Source organism: Aquabacterium sp. (assembly GCF_035476535.1).
In the GTDB taxonomy this organism is placed as follows: Bacteria; Pseudomonadota; Gammaproteobacteria; order Burkholderiales; family Burkholderiaceae_C; genus Pseudaquabacterium.
This window is the reverse complement of the sequence record NZ_DATILJ010000148.1, coordinates 1-17,327: the sequence shown is the minus strand read 5'-3', so window position 1 is coordinate 17,327 and position 17,327 is coordinate 1. Positions and strand designations below refer to the sequence as shown.

At 68.7% G+C, this 17,327-nt stretch carries 17 protein-coding genes; 5 read left to right on the top strand and 12 right to left on the bottom strand.

The features are described 5' to 3' along the window. The 5 genes from VLK61_RS14745 to VLK61_RS14725 form a co-directional block, all read right to left on the bottom strand. Positions 1–485 (bottom strand): DUF3047 domain-containing protein (locus tag VLK61_RS14745; protein WP_325422369.1); only part of this gene is annotated, 485 nt, incomplete at its 3' end. 102 nt (positions 486–587) lie between these two features. Further along, positions 588–1,055, bottom strand: coding sequence for a DoxX family protein (locus VLK61_RS14740; RefSeq protein WP_325422368.1), 468 nt, complete (start codon positions 1,053–1,055; stop codon positions 588–590). After that, positions 1,052–1,861, bottom strand: coding sequence for a DNA-binding domain-containing protein (locus VLK61_RS14735; RefSeq protein WP_325422367.1), 810 nt, complete (start codon positions 1,859–1,861; stop codon positions 1,052–1,054). Before VLK61_RS14735 ends, VLK61_RS14740 begins: the two co-directional genes overlap by 4 nt. Beyond that, on the bottom strand, positions 1,858–2,724 hold the full coding sequence (locus VLK61_RS14730; protein ID WP_325422366.1) for a DUF692 domain-containing protein: 867 nt from the start codon (positions 2,722–2,724) through the stop codon (positions 1,858–1,860). Before VLK61_RS14730 ends, VLK61_RS14735 begins: the two co-directional genes overlap by 4 nt. A 34-nt stretch (positions 2,725–2,758) precedes the next feature. After that, on the bottom strand, positions 2,759–3,034 hold the full coding sequence (locus tag VLK61_RS14725) for a DUF2282 domain-containing protein (RefSeq protein WP_325422365.1): 276 nt from the start codon (positions 3,032–3,034) through the stop codon (positions 2,759–2,761). A gap of 148 nt (positions 3,035–3,182) precedes the next feature. Here VLK61_RS14725 and VLK61_RS14720 point away from each other — a divergent pair, with 148 nt between their 5' ends. Continuing rightward, positions 3,183–3,746: a sigma-70 family RNA polymerase sigma factor gene (locus VLK61_RS14720; protein WP_325422364.1), complete on the top strand. Its 564-nt coding sequence runs from the start codon at positions 3,183–3,185 to the stop codon at positions 3,744–3,746. A 4-nt stretch (positions 3,747–3,750) separates the two neighbouring features. After that, the gene (locus VLK61_RS14715) at positions 3,751–3,945 is read left to right on the top strand and encodes a zf-HC2 domain-containing protein (RefSeq protein ID WP_325422363.1); all 195 of its coding nucleotides are present in this window, start codon (positions 3,751–3,753) and stop codon (positions 3,943–3,945) included. Between the two features lie 21 nt (positions 3,946–3,966). On the opposite strand, the gene VLK61_RS14710 is transcribed toward VLK61_RS14715, so the two are convergent. Continuing rightward, entirely contained in the window at positions 3,967–4,683 is a 717-nt protein-coding gene (locus tag VLK61_RS14710; protein ID WP_325422362.1) for a PEP-CTERM sorting domain-containing protein, read from the bottom strand. A gap of 293 nt (positions 4,684–4,976) precedes the next feature. On the opposite strand from VLK61_RS14710, the gene VLK61_RS14705 reads away from it, so the two are divergent. The 3 genes from VLK61_RS14705 to VLK61_RS14695 all read left to right on the top strand — a co-directional run bounded on the left by VLK61_RS14705 (position 4,977) and on the right by VLK61_RS14695 (position 9,394). After that, entirely contained in the window at positions 4,977–6,983 is a 2,007-nt protein-coding gene (locus tag VLK61_RS14705; RefSeq protein WP_325422361.1) for a PAS domain S-box protein, read from the top strand. 93 nt (positions 6,984–7,076) lie between these two features. Further along, complete coding sequence (locus VLK61_RS14700; protein WP_325422360.1) at positions 7,077–7,796, top strand: response regulator transcription factor; 720 nt, start codon at positions 7,077–7,079, stop codon at positions 7,794–7,796. After that, positions 7,793–9,394 carry an ATP-binding protein gene (locus VLK61_RS14695; RefSeq protein ID WP_325422359.1) on the top strand — a complete coding sequence of 534 codons (1,602 nt, stop codon included), beginning with the start codon at positions 7,793–7,795 and terminating at the stop codon, positions 9,392–9,394. Before VLK61_RS14700 ends, VLK61_RS14695 begins: the two co-directional genes overlap by 4 nt. Positions 9,395–9,404: 10 nt before the next feature. On the opposite strand, the gene pcp is transcribed toward VLK61_RS14695, so the two are convergent. The 6 genes from pcp to VLK61_RS14665 all read right to left on the bottom strand — a co-directional run. After that, entirely contained in the window at positions 9,405–10,058 is a 654-nt protein-coding gene (gene pcp / locus VLK61_RS14690; protein ID WP_325422358.1) for a pyroglutamyl-peptidase I, read from the bottom strand. A 59-nt stretch (positions 10,059–10,117) separates the two neighbouring features. After that, positions 10,118–13,762, bottom strand: coding sequence for a hydantoinase B/oxoprolinase family protein (locus VLK61_RS14685; RefSeq protein WP_325422357.1), 3,645 nt, complete (start codon positions 13,760–13,762; stop codon positions 10,118–10,120). Between the two features lie 76 nt (positions 13,763–13,838). Further along, on the bottom strand, positions 13,839–15,149 hold the full coding sequence (locus VLK61_RS14680) for a TRAP transporter large permease (RefSeq protein ID WP_325422356.1): 1,311 nt from the start codon (positions 15,147–15,149) through the stop codon (positions 13,839–13,841). Between the two features lie 49 nt (positions 15,150–15,198). After that, on the bottom strand, positions 15,199–15,786 hold the full coding sequence (locus VLK61_RS14675; protein ID WP_325422355.1) for a TRAP transporter small permease: 588 nt from the start codon (positions 15,784–15,786) through the stop codon (positions 15,199–15,201). A gap of 14 nt (positions 15,787–15,800) precedes the next feature. Further along, positions 15,801–16,769, bottom strand: coding sequence for a TRAP transporter substrate-binding protein (locus VLK61_RS14670; protein ID WP_325422354.1), 969 nt, complete (start codon positions 16,767–16,769; stop codon positions 15,801–15,803). Positions 16,770–16,817: 48 nt separating this feature from the next. Continuing rightward, the coding region (locus VLK61_RS14665; RefSeq protein ID WP_325422353.1) for a D-glutamate cyclase family protein at positions 16,818–17,327 on the bottom strand (510 nt) is incomplete at its 5' end.

The following is a 17,327-nucleotide window of genomic DNA, read 5'->3' as shown; positions in this document are numbered from 1 at the left end:
CCGGCCGCCAGGCGCGCGTCCCACACATAGCAGACGCTGGCCGCGGGCAGCACCTCGCCGCTGCGCAGGCGCGCCACGCGCAGCACCTGGCGTTCCATGAAGGGCACGGCCTGCAGCGGCAGGTCGTACATCGCGCACACCTTCACGGGGCTGTCGTCGCCGCCGCGGCGCGTCAGGTCGGCCTGCGGGTTCGGTTCGTCGACGCGCCAGCGCCAGCTCAGGCGGTGGGGTGCGCCGGCCTCTTCATGCAGCGGGTGCACCAGGTTGCCGTAGGAGGCTTCGGCCTCGACCTTCAGCACCCGCAGGCCATCGAGCGTGACCGTGGTGAAGCGTGTCCACGGTTTGCTCTGTTGCGGCAGGCCCACCATGTGCCACGGGGCCGGCGCCGTATCACCCGGGCCGACCAGCGGTGCCAGCATCAGCGGCGGCGCGACGATAGCGCCCAAAAGAAGCGGCAGGGCCAGCAGCAGAAACAGGGGTCTCACGGGCGACAGGCTTGGCGCGGCGACGCTGCCGCCGGGCCATTGTGCTGCGCCTTGACGCGGGCTTTGTTGCGCGGATGTTTCGTCAGGTGCCGAGGGGCAGGCCTAGCGCACCGCCTGCGGCCACCAGCGCCGCACCAGCCAACGGTCTGCTGCCCAGCGGCCCGGGCCCCACAGCAGCAGGCCGATCAGCAGGCTGCCCCAGAACACATGCTGCTGCAACGCGGCGTCGGTGATGTCGGGCAGGCTGATCACGGCCACCGCATTGACGAAGAACAGGCCCAGCGCCGCGAAGCGCGTGCCCAGGCCCAGCACCAGGAACACCGGCAGCGCCAGCTCGCCGGCGGTGCCCATCACGGCGGCCACCTCGGGCGGCAGCAAGGGCACGTGGTATTCGTTCAGGAACAGCGCGACCGTGATGTCCCAGTCATGCAGCTTGGTCAGCCCGGACAGGAAAAACACCTTGGCCACGTACCAGCGGGCCGCCAGCAGCGCCAGCGGCTGCAAGGCTTCGAGCAGGCCGGTCAGGCGGGCCGCGGGTGCGGCCAGCGCGCGCAGGGATGCAGGCGTCATCGTTCATCTCCAACGGAGTGGTCAAGGCATGGCAGCACGGCCGCCAGCCAACCCTGCTGCAGCGCCTGCAGCAGCCAGGGTTCAAAAACAAAGTCCGCGCCGGCCCCATCGAGCGCCGCCGCCAGCGGCCGGGCGTCGAGCAGCGCACGCATGAAGCGCGCCTCGGCTTCGGCGAGGGCACTGACGCGGGGCCGCCAGCCCTCACGCCAGACCAGCGCGTGTTCTGCGCGCTGCTCGGCAAAGGCCTCGCGCACCGGCGCAAAGCGCTCCGGCCCGCCGCTGCGGTGGGCCAGCCAGATCGTGGCCACCGGCCAGCGCGAGCTCAGCAGCACCAGGCCCGGCCGCAGCACCATGGCCAGGGCGGCTGGATCCTCGCTGCCCAGCAGCGCCAGGCCTTCGGGCGGCGGGTGCGCGTCGGCCGCAGCCTCGGTGCGGTGCACGGCCCAATCCAGCCGCGCGCAATCGGCCAGGCAGGCCTCGTCGGCCAGTTGCTCATCCGCGGCGATGAACTCGGCCAGGCCGTCGCCATAGGCCGCCATGTCGCCGCAGGTGGGCGGGTGGCGGCGCCAGTAGGCGCGGGCCAGCGCGGCAAAGCTGTCGTCGCCGATCAGTTCGGCCACGGTCGGGAAACTCGCGGCCAGCGCACGGGCGGCCAGCGCTTCGCCATTGCTGCGGTAGGCCGACAAGCCGCGTGCCGCACGCGGCGGTGCATCGCGCAGCCAGCCGCCGAGGGCGGTGTCGGGGACGTCGCGCCACAGCACGCGCAGCAGCAGTTGCTGGCGCTGGGCTTCGGTGTCGCTGCTCATGGTGTTGTGTCCGCCACGGCGTGCCTGCCGATCACCTGCTGCGCCCGCGACGCTTCATCAAGCAGCACGTCAAGCGCCGGCACATCGGTGTCCCATTCGATCAGCGTCGGCAGCGGGCCGAAGCGGCGCACGGCATGCGCATAGGCTTGCCACACGGGCGCATGCACGCGGCTGCCGTGGTCGTCGATCACGATGTCGCCCAGATCCGCGTAACCGGCCAGGTGGATCTCGCCGACGGTGGCTGGATCGATCGCGTCGATGAAGGCCTGGGTCGTGGCCACCGGCGGCAGCCCGGCGTTCAGCGCATTGACGACCAGGTTGTTGACGTCCAGCAGCAGGCCACAGCCGGTGCGCCGCGCCAGCGCAGTGAAGAATTCAGCCTCGCTCAAGGCGTCGTCCGACCAGCGCAGGTAGGCCGAGAGGTTCTCGACCAGGATCGGCCGCCGCAGCCGGTCTTGCACCTGCTGCACATTGGCAGCCATGATGTTCAGCGCCGATGGTGTGAAGGCCACCGGCAGCAGATCATTGCCATGCACCGGCGCCTGGCCCGGCGCCAGCGGCGCGCGGGCAAAGCTGGCATGGTCGCTGACACGCACGGGATCGATGCGCTCGACCAGCTGCGCCAGCCGCTCCAGATGCCCGCTATCCAGCCCGGCGGCCGAGCCCAGCGACAACCCCACGCCATGCAGGCTGACCGGGTAGGCCGCGCGCCCTTCGTGCAGCACCGCCAGCGCGGCGCCGCCTTCGGCAAAGAAGTTCTCCGAGTGCACCTCGATGAAGGCCAGCGCGGGTCGGCGCTCCAGCAGCTCGGCATAGTGCGGCTGTCGCCAGCCGATACCCGTGTGGCCTGGGTCGGTGTGCATCGTCACGGCGGGTCGCGTGGCTGGTGTGCCGGGTTTACTTCTTTGCCTTGGCCTTGGCTTCTTCTTCGGTCATGCCCTTCATGTTCACGCAGCTGCCCTTGGCGACGTACTTCCATTCGTCGGCGCCCATGTCGGCCTTGGACTGGCCGGCGCAGGAATGCGAGCCCGAGAGATTGGCGCAATCGTTCTGGCCGGCCTTGGCGATGCCGTAGCACTTTTCTTTTTCCTTGGCCTGGGCCGAGGCTTGGCCGACGAGGCCCAGCGCCAGGGCCGAAGCGAGCGCGGAAGAGAGGATGAGGCGTTGGTTCATGACGTGACTCCTGAGAATCGGGTTGAGTGGAAGGATCGCCTGGCTGCAGGGTCCCGGATGCTGGGCGGCCCTGCCGGCGACGACCGTCTGTCGGTCGTCCCGCAGGATTCCTTACACTGCGCTTCGATTCAATCCCCGGTAACCCAGCGTGCAGGATTTCGATCGTCAGGTAGAACGTCTGCGCCCCCAGTTGCTGCGCTTTGCCCGCACGCAGCTGCGCAACGATGCCTGGGCCGAGGACGCGGTGTCCGAAACCGTGCTCGCCGCGCTGGAAAAACCCCAGGCCTTTGCCGGGCAATCCCAGCTGAAGACCTGGCTGGTGGGTGTGCTCAAGCACAAGGTGGTGGACCAGTTGCGGCGCCACACCCGCGAGGCAAGCATTCTCAGCAGCGAAGACGGCGACAATTTCGACGATGCGCTGTTCGACGAGAGCGGCCACTGGCGTGAGACCCAGGCCGACTGGGGCAACCCGGAGCAGAGCTGCGGCCAGCGCCAGTTCATCGAAGTGATGGACCTCTGCATCGAGCAGTTGCCGGCGATGCAGGGCCGTGTGTTCATGATGCGTGAGTGGCTGGAACTGGAGACCGACGAAATCTGTAAGGAACTGCAGATCACGTCGACCAACCTGTGGGTGCTGCTGCACCGCGCCCGCTTGCGATTGCGAGAGTGTCTGCAGCAACGCTGGTTCGACGGTCATGCCCACGCCAACTGATCCGATGAAACTCCGCCGGTCCTGCAAAGAGGTGACACGCCTGGTGCTGCAGGCCGAAGACCGCCCGCTGACGCTGGTGGAACGTGCCGCGCTGCAGTTCCACTGGATGGCGTGCACGAACTGCGCCCGCTTCAAGGGTCAGGCCGAGCTGATGCGCGCGGCCGTGGACCGCTGGCGCCAATACCGCGACGCGGAGTAGGCGGCCTGCCGGCGCGTCAGCTCACGCCTGCGAACGCCGTCTTGCGCGCCAGGCCAGCGCCCCCAGACCCGCAGCCACCAGCGCCAGCGAACCCGGCTCCGGGATCGGCTGGTCGGTCGGCACATCCAGCAAGGGCGTCAAGGTCATCGTGAAGAAGGTGCCGGCCGCACCGGGCTGCAGATCGGCGATGTTGATGATCCAGTCGGCGGCGTCGCCGACACCGGTGTCGCTGCCTGCGCCGAGGTTGCCGATCGAGAACGCATTGTCGTAGTCGTCGGGTGCCGCGCAGCCCGCCACGAAGTCGTCGAAGCAGGGCAGATTCGGGTTGAACAACAGTTTCACGTAGTTCGGCTTGGCGCCGGGCGCCGCGCTGGCATTGGCTGGCGCGCCGTTGAAAGCCTGCACATCGCCGACCTGGCCGAAGTAGGCGCCGTTGGACAGCGTGACTTCGAAGCCGCCCCACGGCTGCGCACTCTCGTTTTCCAGATTGAACTGGAAGCCGACATTGGCCGGCGTGCCCGTGCCCACGGCGAAGGTGAACTGGATCGCGTTCATGCTGGTGAACACCTTGTAGCCGGACAGGCCCGCCGACAGGTCCAGCGGCGGTACCGGTGCGTCCAGGTTGCCGTTGAGGTTGGTGCCTGCCAGCACCAGGGCGGCGTGTGACGGCAGGCTGGTGGCGCAGGTTGCAGCCGCCACAGCCAGCAGTGCCAGCAGGCGTTTGAGTTGAGGCTTCATGTGTTCTCCGAAAGGTCATCCGTGGGGATAGGGCACAAGGGGTGCAAGTGACGGATGGATCCACTCGCATTCGGACCAGTGTGGCCAGCGGCGGTATCAGCTTGGCTACCAGTGGCCGAAGCGAAAGATTCATTGATGTCGAGTGCCCCCGATCGGCGGACGGGCGGGATGACGCGGCGCGGCAGGTCGGCGCTGCGGTCCTGCGCTAGCATCCGCCCACCGATCCGCCCACCCACCGGCCCACCCATCAGCCCGCCAGCGCGATCCCCGCGCGGGCCGACCGCCAGCCCCGCATGACGGAAGACACCAACGCGCTGATCTGGACCACCGAGTGCTGGGGCGAGGCCGAGTCGCTGCTGCCCGAGCTCGACCCGGCGCTGATGAAACTGCTGCTGGAGCGCATTTCCACGCGCGTGGCGGTGGTCGACCTGGACTGGAAATACACCTACGCCAACCACGAGACGCTGCGCTTCATGGGCCTGCCGCCTGAACGCGTGATCGGCCGGCCGATGGCGCAGGTGCTGGACGCCGGGGTCTTTCACACGCTGGAGCCGCTGTTCAAGCGGGTCTTCGCCGGCGAGACCCTGCACCGCCGCGGCTGGGCCGACTACCAGCAGCAAGGCCGGCGCTACCGAGACCAGTGGTTCCTGCCCTATCGCCCTGGCGGCGGGCCGGTCACGGCCGTGGTGATCTGCGGTCTCGATCAGACCGAACAGCGCCTGCGTGAACAGGAACTGGCGCAGCAAGCCGCCCAGCTGCGCGCCAGCGAGGCGCTGAAGGCGGCAATCTTCGACAACGCGCTGGCCGCGCTGGTGTCCACCGATGCCACCGGTTGCATCGTCGAGTTCAACCCGTCGGCCGAGGCCATGTTCGGGCACCGCCGTGCGCAGGTGCTGGGGCTGCCGGTGGCCGAGGTGATGGTGCCGGCGCGCCACCGCGAAGCGCACGAACAAGGCCTGCGGCGCTGGCAGCGCGCCGACGCGGCACCATTGCCGCCGCGCCGCCTGGAGATGCACGCGCTGCGTGCGGACGGCAGCGAGTTTCCGATGGAGATGGTGTTGTGGCGGACGACGACCGACCAGCAGGTGTTCTACACGGCGTCGATCACCGACGTGTCCGAGCGGCACGGCGCGGCGCAGCAGATCGAGCGCCAGCGCGAGGCCCTGCGCCAGAGCGAAAAGCTCAGCGCGATGGGCAATCTGCTGGCCGGCGTGTCGCATGAGCTGAACAACCCGCTGGCCATCGTGATGGGCCGCGCCGCGCTGCTGGAAGAAAAGTGCGCGTCAGACCCGGCGCTGCAGCGCGACGCGCAGCTCATCCGCGAAGCGGCGGAACGCTGTGGCCGCATCGTGCACACCTTCCTGAACATGGCCCGCAGCCGCCCGGCCCGGCGCAGCCTGGTCGACCTGAACCCCGTGGCGCGCGCCACCGCCGAACTGCTGGCCTATGCCTACCGCAGCCATGGCATCGACCTGCAGTTGCAGTTGAGCGAACCGCTGCCGCCGGTCCATGCCGATGCCGACCAGATCGCCCAGGTGGTGCTGAACCTGCTGGTCAACGCGCAGCAGGCGCTGTCGCTCACGGAGGGCCAGCGCACCGTGCGGCTGAGCACGGGGGCCGGCACCGCCAGCGTGTGGCTGCGCGTGGCCGACAACGGGCCGGGCATCGCCGCCGCCGCGCGGGCACGCCTGTTCGAGGCCTTCTTCACGACCAAGGCCGAAGGCATGGGCACCGGCATGGGGCTGTCGGTGTCGCGGGCCCTCGTGCGTGAACATGGCGGCGAACTGCAGCTGGATGATTCGACGACGGGCGCCGGTGCGGTGTTCTGCATGAGCCTGCCGATTGCCCCGCAACGCGAGGCACAGGCGCCCGCCGTCGCGACGCCCGCCAGCGTGGCCGCGGCGCCGGCCCCTGCGTTGGCACGCGTGCTGGTGGTGGACGACGAGGAAGAAGTGGCCTCGCTGATGCGCGAGATGCTCGAACGCGCCGGCTACGAGGTGGCCAGCGCCGAATCCGGCGCCGTGGCGCTGCAGTTGCTGGTGGAAGCGCGTTTCGACGCGGTGGTGTCCGACCTGCACATGCCGGACATGGACGGCACCGCGCTGTGGCGCGCCATCTGCAACGAGCACCCGCGGCTGGGCAGCAAGCTGCTCTTCGTCACCGGCGACACCTTGTCGCCGCATGCACAGGCCTTCTTCAAGGCCTCGGGCTGCGCCGGGCTGGACAAGCCCTTCACCAAGGCCGAGCTGCTGAGCAAGGTGCAAGCCGTGCTGGGCAGCCGCGCCGACGCCAACAATTGATACACCGCGGCGCCGGCCTTGATGCGGCGCCGAAACACGTCGCCACGACATTCGCAGCTCAAGGGCGCGCACCGCGCGCCCGGCGGAGGTCGCATGAAAGGCCTGCTGATGGTGGTCGACGACGAGCGGCAGCTGCGCTCGGTGCTGGCCGAGTACTTTGCCATCCATGGCTACACCGTCGTCACCGCCGCGGACGCCACCGAGGCCCGCGAGGTGTTGACACGGCAGCTGCCCGACCTGGCCATCCTGGACATCAACCTGCCGGGCGAAGACGGCCTGTCGCTGGCACGCTGGCTGCGTCAGACGCAGCCGCGCATGGGGCTGCTGATGCTCACCACCCTCAGCGCCGCGGTCGACCGCACCATCGGCCTGGAGCAAGGCGCCGACGACTACCTGCCCAAGCCCTTCGAGATGCGCGAGTTGCTGGCCCGCGTGCGCGCCGTGATGCGCCGCATGGACACGCCGCCGGCGCCGGCCAGTGCCGCAGCGCGCAGGCTGCGCTTCGGCAGCCGACACCTGCTCGACCTGGACAAGCGCTGCCTGTGCGACGCGCAAGGCCGGCCGGTGCACACCAGCTCTGCCGAGTTCGAGCTGCTGGCCTACCTGGCGCAACACCCGAACCGGCCGCGCAGCCGCGACGACATCCTGGCCCATGTGCGCAGCCGCGGCGAGACGGTGTTCGATCGCTCGATCGACCTGCGCATGATGCGCCTGCGTCGCAAGATCGAAGAGAACGCCAAGAAGCCGCAGGTCATCAAGACGGTGCGCGGCATGGGCTATGTCTTCGTCAGCCCGCCACCGTCGCTGCCGTGAACCCGGACACGCCGGATCTGCGCAGGCTGCTGCAGCAGCGCGAGGAAGAGCTGGCGCAACGCGTGCTGCAACTGGAAACCAGCGAAGCCTTGAAGACCGCCATCGTCGATCACGCGCTGGCGGCCCTGGTCTCCACTGACGCGACGGGCCTGATCGTCGAATTCAACCCGGCCGCCGAGACGATGTTCGGCCATCGCCGCGGCGACGTGCTGGGCCGGGCGGTCGCCGAGGTCATGATCCCCGAGCGTTTCCGGGCGGCGCATGTCGCGGGCATGCGCCGCCTGCAGGCCGGCGCCGCGCCGCGCGTGATGGGCAAGCGGCTGGAACTGCAGGCCCTGCATGCCGACGGCAGCGAGTTCCCGATGGAGATGGTGCTGTGGCGCACCGATGCCGGCGGCCAGGTGTTCTACACCGCATCGGTGGCCGACCTGTCGGAGCGCCACCGCGCGGCCGCGCAGATCGAACAGCATCGCGAAGCTTTGCGGCAAAGCGAAAAACTCAGCGCGATGGGTGGGCTGCTGGCCGGCGTGGCGCACGAGCTGAACAACCCGCTGGCCATCGTGATGGGGCGGGCCGGCCTGCTGGAGGAGAAGTGCGCCGAGCTACCGGCGATCACCGCCGACGCGCGCTTCATCTGCGAAGCGGCCGATCGCTGCGGCCGCATCGTGCGCACCTTCCTGGACATGGCGCGGCGCCGCCCGCCGCAGCGCGGGCCGATCGCCATCAACACCCTCGTGCGCACCACCATCGAGATGCTGCAGTACGGGCTGCGCACCCACCGCATCGAGCTGCTGCTGGAGCTGGGCGAGGCCCTGCCCGCGGTGCTTGCCGATGGCGACCAGATCGGCCAGATCATCGTGAACCTGCTGGTCAATGCGCAGCAGGCCCTGGCCGGCAGCAGCGGCGCGCGTCAGGTCCGCGTGCAAACCGGCGTGGAAACGCGGCGAGATGATCGGGAGCAGCGCGTCTGGCTGCGCGTCGCCGACAACGGCCCGGGCATTCCGCCGGCCTTGCGGCCCCGCATCTTCGACGCGTTCTTCACCACCAAACCCGAAGGCACCGGTACCGGACTCGGCCTGTCCTTGTCGCGCTCGCTGGCGCGCAGCCATGGCGGCGAACTCACGCTGGAGGCGGCATCGCCAGGTGCCAGTTTTCGCCTGAGCCTGCCAATCGGCGGCGAGGCAGGCCTTGCCGTCGCGCCCGTGCACCTGGCCCTGTCCAGCGCCGCGGCGCAAGGCCGCGTGCTGGTGATCGATGACGAAACCGCGCTGGCCAACATGATGCGGGACATGCTTGCCGGCGCCGGCCACGACGTGCGCACGGCCGATGGCGCCGCCGCCGCGCTGACGCTGCTGGGCGCCGAGACCTTCGATCTGGTGATCTTCGACCTGCGCATGCCCGACATGGACGGCGCCGAGCTGTGGCGCAGGATTCAGGCCCTGCGGCCCGCGCTGGCCCGGCGCATGCTGATCGCCACCGGCGATACGCTGTCGGCCGACGCACAGGCGTTTCTGCGCAACGCCGAGTGCCCATCGCTGGAAAAGCCGTTCTCGAAGGCCGATCTGCTGGCGGCGGTGGCGCGCTGCCTGCAGCGCTGACCAGGTTCGCTCAGTCGATCGCGCCCGCCCCCTGGCGCAGGTCTGCTTCGCGCCGCAAGGCGATGGTCAGCGCCAGCTGAATCGCCCTCACCTGCTCATCCAGTGCCAGCGTGCGGCTGCCGGGATGGCGCGCCGCCTGTTCGGGCAGCGGCGGCAAGTGGATGAAGCCCCCGCGGATCGCCGGCATGGCCTGCAGCCGGTGCATCAGGCCGTAGAAGACCTGGTTGCAGACGAAGGTGCCGGCGGTCTGCGACACCTCGGCTGGCAGGCCGGCCTGCAGCAGGCCTGCGCTGATGGCCTTGATCGGCAAACGGCTGAAGTACGCGGCCGGGCCGCCGGGCACGACCGGCTCGTCGATCGGCTGGGCGCCGGCGTTGTCAGGGATGCGGGCATCGATGACATTGATCGCGATGCGCTCGATGCTGACCGCCGAGCGGCTGCCGGCCAGCCCCAGCGCCAGTACCAGTTGCGGCGGTGACGGCAGGCCGTGCAAGGCCTGGTCCAGCGCGCTCAACGCAGCGGCGAACGTGCACGGCAGTTGCCGCGCCACCAGCCTGCGCCCCGCGATGCGCCGGCCGTCGAGCGCACGCGCCACCTGCCAGGAGGGATTGATGTCGTCGCCGCCGAAGGGCTCGAAGCCGGTGATCAGCACGCAATCGGTCATGGCGGCGATTTTGACGTGGTGCGGCGGGACGCGGCCGTTGCTCAGGCCGGCCCGCCGGTTCAGGCCGGCGGGCCCCAGCCGCCGCCGCCGGGCGTCTCGATGACGAAGACGTCGCCGGCACGCATCTCGACCGAGCCGATGTGGCCCAAAGGTTCGCTGCGGCCGTCGTTGCGCTCGACCCGGTTGAGGCCCGGCGCACCCGCCTGGCCGCCGGCCATGCCGAAGGCGCCGGCGCTGCGGCCGTTGCTGAGGATGGCCGCGGTCATCGGCTGCAGGAAGCGCACGCGGCGCACGCCGCCGTCACCGCCCTTCCAGCGGCCGCTGCCGCCGGAGCCACGCCGGATTTCATAACTCTCCAGGCGCACGGGGTAGCGGAACTCCAGCACCTCGGGGTCGGTGAGCCGGGAGTTGGTCATGTGCGTCTGCACCACCGAGCAACCGTCGAAGCCCGGGCCGGCGCCGGAGCCGCCGGAGATGGTCTCGTAGTACTGGTGCTCGTCGTCGCCGAAGGTGAAGTTGTTCATCGTGCACTGGCTGGCGGCCATCACGTTCAGCGCGCCGTACAGCGCATTGGTCACGCAGGACGAGGTCTCGACATTGCCGGCCACCACCGCGGCGGGTGAGCGCGGGTTCAGCATGCAGCCCTCGGGCACGATGACATGCAGCGGTTTCAGGCAGCCTGCGTTCAGCGGAATGTCGTCATCGACCAGCGTGCGGAAGACGTACAGCACCGCCGCCATCGTCACCGCCTTCGGTGCATTGAAGTTGTTCGGCAACTGTGCGCTGGTGCCGGTGAAGTCGATGGTGGCCGAGCGGTGCGCCTGGTCCACCGAGACCTTCACGACGATGGCTGCGCCGTTGTCCAGCGGCAGCTCGAAGTGGCCGTCGCCCATGGCCGAGGACAGCGCGGTGATCACGCGGCGCACCGACTCTTCGGCGTTGTCCTGCACATGCTGCATGTAGGCCGCCACGGTACCGCGACCGAACTGGTCGACCATCGCGCGCAGTTCCTGCACGCCCTTTTCGTTGGCCGCGATCTGCGCGCGCAGGTCGGCAATGGTCTGGTCCGGGTTGCGCGCCGGCCAGGGACCGCTGGCCAGCTGGTCACGCAACGCCTGGTGGCGCAGCACGCCGTCGCGCACCAGCAGGAAGTTGTCGAACAGCACACCCTCTTCGTCGATCGTGCGCGAGAACGGCGGCACCGAGCCTGGCGTGATGCCACCGATGTCGGCATGGTGGCCGCGGCTGGCGACATAGAAGCTGGGATGAGCGTCCGCGGCTTCCAGGTACACCGGCGTGACGACGGTGACGTCCGGCAGGTGCGTGCCGCCGTGGTAGGGGTCGTTCAGCACGTACACGTCGCCCTGGCGCATCGCCGGATTGCGTTGGATGACTGTCTTGATCGACTCGCTCATCGAGCCCAGATGCACCGGCATGTGCGGCGCATTGGCGATCAGCGCGCCGCTGGCATCGAACAGCGCGCAGGAGAAGTCCAGCCGCTCCTTGATGTTCACCGAGTAGGCGGTGTTCTGCAGCCGCAGCCCCATCTGCTCGGCGATGTTCATGAACAGGTTGTTGAAGACCTCGAGCATCACCGGATCGGCCTCGGTGCCGATGGCATGGGCGCAGACACGCGGGCGGATGCGATGCAGCGTCAAGGAGCCGTCGCCACCCAGCTGAGCCTGCCAGCCGGGCTCGACCACCGTGGTGGCATTGCGCTCGGCAATGATCGCCGGGCCGTCGATCAGGGCGCCGGCCGGCAGCTTCTCCCGCACATGCAGGCCGGCGTCGCGCCAGGCATCCGCCTGGCCATCATCGGCGGGGCAGAACATCTGCACCGTGGCCACCGGCACCGGGTGCTGCGAGACACTGAACTGCGTGGCCGCGGCCTCGGGCATGTGCTCGCCGGCGCCGATGGCTTCGACCGACACGGCCTCGATGATCAGCGCGCGGTCGGGCATCAGGAACGCGAAGCGCTGGCGGTACGCGGCCTCGAACTCGGCCTGCGCGACTGGCACGTCGGCCAGCGCCACTTCCAGCGCGGTGTCGGTGCCGGCATAGCGCAGGTGCAGGCGCTCGCGGCGCGTGATGCGCGCGGCCGGCACGCCTTGCGCAGCCACCTCGGCCACGGCCGATTCGCCCAGTGCGGCCAGGCGCTCGCGCGCGGCCTGCAGGCCGGCGGCGTCGAGCGGGCTCTCCAGCGAGGCCTCGCGCATCGCGATCTGGTCGGCCAGCCCCATGCCGTAGGCCGACAGCACACCCGCCAGCGGATGCACCAGCACGCGCTGCATGCCCAGCGCGTCGGCAACGAGACAGGCATGCTGGCCGCCCGCACCGCCGAAGCACTGCAGCGTGTAGTGGGTGACGTCGTAGCCGCGCGCCACCGAGATGCGCTTGATCGCATTGGCCATGCTGGCCACGGCGATCTGCAGCGCGCCCGCCGCCACGGTCTCGGGCGAGGTCGGCCGGCCAGTGGCCGCCGTCATGCGTGCGGCCAGCGCGCCAAAGCCGCGGACCACCGCATCGCGGTCCAGCGCTTCGTCGGCGCGGGGTCCGAAGACCTTGGGGAAGTGCGCCGGCTGGATCTTGCCGAGCATCACGTTGGCATCGGTCACCGCCAGCGGACCACCCCGGCGATAACAGGCCGGGCCGGGGTTGGCACCGGCCGACTCCGGCCCGACGCGCAGCCGCGCACCGTCGAAGCTGATGATCGAGCCGCCCCCGGCGGCGACGGTGTGGATGCTCATCATCGGCGCACGCATGCGCACGCCGGCCACCTGCGTTTCGAAGGCGCGCTCGAACTCGCCGGCGTAGTGCGACACATCGGTGGAAGTGCCGCCCATGTCGAAGCCGATGACCTTGTCGTGACCCGCGGCCTGCGCGGTGCGCACCATGCCGACGATGCCGCCGGCCGGGCCCGACAGGATGGCGTCCTTGCCCTGGAAGCGACTGGCCTCGGTCAAGCCGCCGGAGCTCTGCATGAAGAACAGGCGCACGCCCGGCATCTGGCCGGCCACCTGCTCGACATAGCGCCGCAGGATCGGCGACAGGTAGGCGTCGACGACCGTGGTGTCGCCGCGCGACACCAGTTTCATCAGCGGGCTCACCTCGTGCGAGCTGCTGACCTGCGTGAAGCCGATCTCGCGGGCGAGGCGGGCCGCGGCCTGCTCATGCTGCGGGAAGCGGTAGCCATGCATGAAGACGACTGCGCAGCTGCGGATGCCGGTATCGAAGGCGGCCTGCAACGCGCGCTGCAGCAAAGCCGTCTCCAGCCCCTGCACCAGTTCGCCGTTGGCGCCGACGCGTTCCTGCGCTTCGATGACCTGCTCGTACAGCAGCTCGGGCAGCACGATGTGGCGGTCGAACAGCCGCGGCCGCGCCTGGTAGGCGATGCGCAGCGCGTCGCGGAAGCCACGCGTGGTGACCAGCAGCGTGCGGTCGCCCTTGCGCTCCAGCAGCGCGTTGGTGGCCACCGTGGTGCCCATCTTCACGCACTCGACGAGGTCCGAGGTGATCGGATCACCAGCGCGCAGGCCCAGCAGCCGGCGGATGCCTTCGACCGCGGCGTCGCGGTACTGCTCGGGGTTCTCGCTCAGCAGCTTGGCGGTGACCAGGCTGCCATCGGGGCGGCGGCCGACGATGTCGGTGAAGGTGCCGCCACGGTCGATCCAGAACTGCCAGCGGGGGGAAGCATGGGTATGCATGATGTCTTCGATCTCTCAGGTCATTCAGGATGGAGTGAAGCAGCTGAAGTGATGATCGCACTCAGCCCCTGGGCCGTCATTTCTCTTTGCCCATCACCAGGTCCGGCAGGAGGGTGACGATGCTCGGGAACAGCGTGATCAAGACGATGCACACCACCAGGCAGGCGAAGAACGGAATCGCCGCCTTGGCAATCGTGTTGCTGTCCTTGCCGGTCATGTTCTGCAGCACGAAGAGGTTGAAGCCCACCGGCGGCGTGACCTCGGCAATCTCGACCAGCAGCACGATGAAGATGCCGAACCACACCAGGTCGAAGCCGGCCTTCTGGATCATCGGCATCACCACGGCGCTGGTCAGCACGATCATCGAGATGCCATCGAGCGCGGTGCCCATCACCAGGTACACCCCCACCAGCACCGCGATCAGCGCATAGGGCGACAGGTGCATGCTGCTCACCCATTCGGCCAGTTCACGCGGGATGCCGGTGAAGGCCATGGTCTTGGTCAGGAAGGCCGCGCCGGCGAGGATGAACATGATCATGCAGCTGGTGCGCGCCGCGCCGAACACGCCGTCCTTGAAGTTCTGCCAGCTCAGCGAACGGCTCCACAGCGCCAGGGCCAGCGCACCGACCACGCCGTAGGCGGCGCACTCGGTGGCGGTGGCGAAGCCGGAGATCAGCACCCAGACGATGAAGACGATCAGCGCGCCGCAGGGAATCAGGTTGCGCGAACGGCGCAGCTTCTCGGCGAACGAGATCGGCGCTTCGGCCGGCGGCATCTTGTGCTTGTTGGCCAGGCTCCACCAGCCGATGTAGCCCGAGAACAAGGCCATCAGCAGCAGGCCCGGCAGGAAGCCAGCCAGGAAGATGCGGATGATCGAGGCATCGGCCGCCACCGCATACACCACCATCGTGATCGACGGCGGGATCAGGATGCCCAGCGTGCCGGCGGTGGCCAGCGAGCCGAGTGCCATCTTCTCGTCGTAGCCGCGCTTCATCAACTCGGGCAGCGCCACCTTGCTGATCGTCGCGCAGGTCGCGGCCGACGAACCCGACACCGAGCCGAAGATGCCGCAGCCCAGGATCGTCGTGTGCATCAGCCGGCCGGGAATGCGGTTGAGCCAGGGCGCGAGGCCTTCGAACATCTCCTCGCTGAGCTTGCTGCGGAACAGGATCTCGCCCATCCAGATGAACAGCGGCAATGCCGCCAGCTCCCACGAGGCATTCGATTCCCAGAATGCCGAGAACAGGTTCTTGCCCGGCTCGGTGGTGGTGAAGAAAGCCTGGCCGACCCAGCCGCAGAGGGCCAGCGTCATCGCGATCCAGACGCCGCTGCCCAGCAGCATCATCATCAGCAGGAGCAGCGCTCCGCCGACCATCAAGGTGGTCATGGTTGTGACTCCAATGAGAAGCCGGGAACCGGCTCCGTGAGAAGACCCTCTAGAGGTCGGAGGAGAAGTCGCCTGCGGCGTGGCGTTCAGCGACGAGTCGTTCGTAGGTCGGCACGCCGCCAGCCAGCACGATGAAGAACTCATCGACCACCGCGATCAGCAGCAGGATCGACCCCAGCGCAAAACTCAGCTGCGGAATCCACATCGGAATCGGCAGCAGGCCTTGCGCCAGCTCGTGGATCTGCCAGCTCTCCAGCGTGAAGCGGCAGGCCCACCACGTCAGGTAGCCCACGGCCACCGCGCCGACGCCGAGCGAGAACAGCTCGAAGGCCCGCTTGACCGGCGGCGTCAGCTTCTCCATCAACAGCGTGACACGCACGAAGTCCCCGTGCTTGAAGGCATGTGCCATCGTCAGGAAGCCCGATGCAGCACAGCACCAGGCCACGATGTCGTTGACGGCGCCGGTGTTGACGCCGAACTCGCGCGCCACGCTCTGCCAGATCATCAGCGCGCAGATCAGCACGACGAACACCGCGCCAGCGCCACCAGCACCCAGGTACAGCGCATCCAGCGCGCGGCGCAGCGTCAGCGACGGCGCGGGGCGGTCTTGCGGCAGGGCCGACACGATCGATTCCATGGAGACCTCGCCGATCACTTGCGGAATGAATCGATGACAGTCTTGCCGTCGTCGCCGGCGGTCTTCATCCACTCGACGGTCATGCGGCCGCCGATGACCTTCAGCTCACGCTTGAGCGCGTCGCTGCTGGTGTCCACCGTCATGCCCTTGACCGCCAGTTCCTTCATGTATTCGCTGTCCTTCTGCTCGCTGAGCTTCCAGCCGCGCGCGCCGGCATCGGCGGCGGCATGCAGCACGGCGTCCTGCGTCGATTTGTCCAGCGCATCGAAGCTCTTCTGGTTCACCACCACGGCATTGCGCGGCAGCCAGGCATTCACGTCGTAGAAGAACTTCACGTGCTCGTAGAGCTTGCTGTCGATGCCCGAGGCGCTGGAGGTCAGGAAGTTCGTCACCACGCCGGTGGCCAGGCCCTGCGGCAGTTCGGCCAGCTGGATCGTCACCGGCTGCGCGCCGACATATTCGGCAATGCGTGCGGTGGCCGGGTTGTAGGCGCGCATCTTGGTGCCCTTCAGGTCGGCCGTGCTGGCCACCGGCTTCAGGCTGTACAGGCCCTGCGGCGGCCAGGCCGCGGTGTACAGCAGCTTCAGGCCCTGGTCCTTCAGCGTCTTCTCGAGGAAGGGGCGCGAGATGTCGTCGAGCTTCTTCGCCTCGGCATAGCTGGTGGCGAGGAAGGGAATCGAATCCAGGCCGAACATCGGGTGTTCGTTGGCCGCGCTGGAGAGGATGAATTCGCCGATGGCGGTTTGCGAGGACTGCACCGCGCGCTTGATCTCGTTGGCCTTGAACAGCGAGGCGCCGGCATGGACCTGGATCTTCAGCTTGCCCTTGGTGGCCTTGTCCACCTCGTCGGCGAACCAGTGCAGGTTCTGCACCTGGAATGTGTTGGTGCCATAGCCCGAGGGCAGGTCCCACTTGGTCTGCGCCTGCGTCGGTGCGGCGGCGGCCAGCGTGAATGCGGCCAGTGCGATCGATAGCGTCTTCATCAGGTGTCTCCAGTCCTTGCGAATGGGGGTGGTGAGCTGCAGGTGGGGTCAGAAACTTGCGAGCTGGTGGTTCAGCAGATCGGTGATCAACATCGCGCCGGGCGCGTGGGTGATGCAGAACGGCGGCCGGGCCTGCGCGATCGCGGCCTGCGGCGTGACGCCGCAGGCCCAGAACACCGGCAGCTCGTCGGGCAGCACGTCCACCGCGTCGCCATAGTCCGGCCGCGACAGGTCGGTGATGCCGATCAGCGCCGGGTCGCCGATGTGCACCGGCGCGCCGTGCACGCTGGGGAAACGCGAGGTGATCTGCGTCGCGCGGATCGCATCTGCCGCCTTCATCGGCCGCATCGTCACCACCATCGGCCCGCTGAAGCGCCCGGCCGGTGCGGTGGCGATGCGGGTGCGGTACATCGCGACGTTCTTGCCTTCGTCGACATGGCGCAGGCGGATGCCGTCCTCGATCAGCGCCTGCTCGAACGAGAACGAACAGCCGAGCACGAAACTCACCAGGTCGTCGCGCCAGATCGGCCGAACGTCCGTCGGTTCGTCGACCAGCGC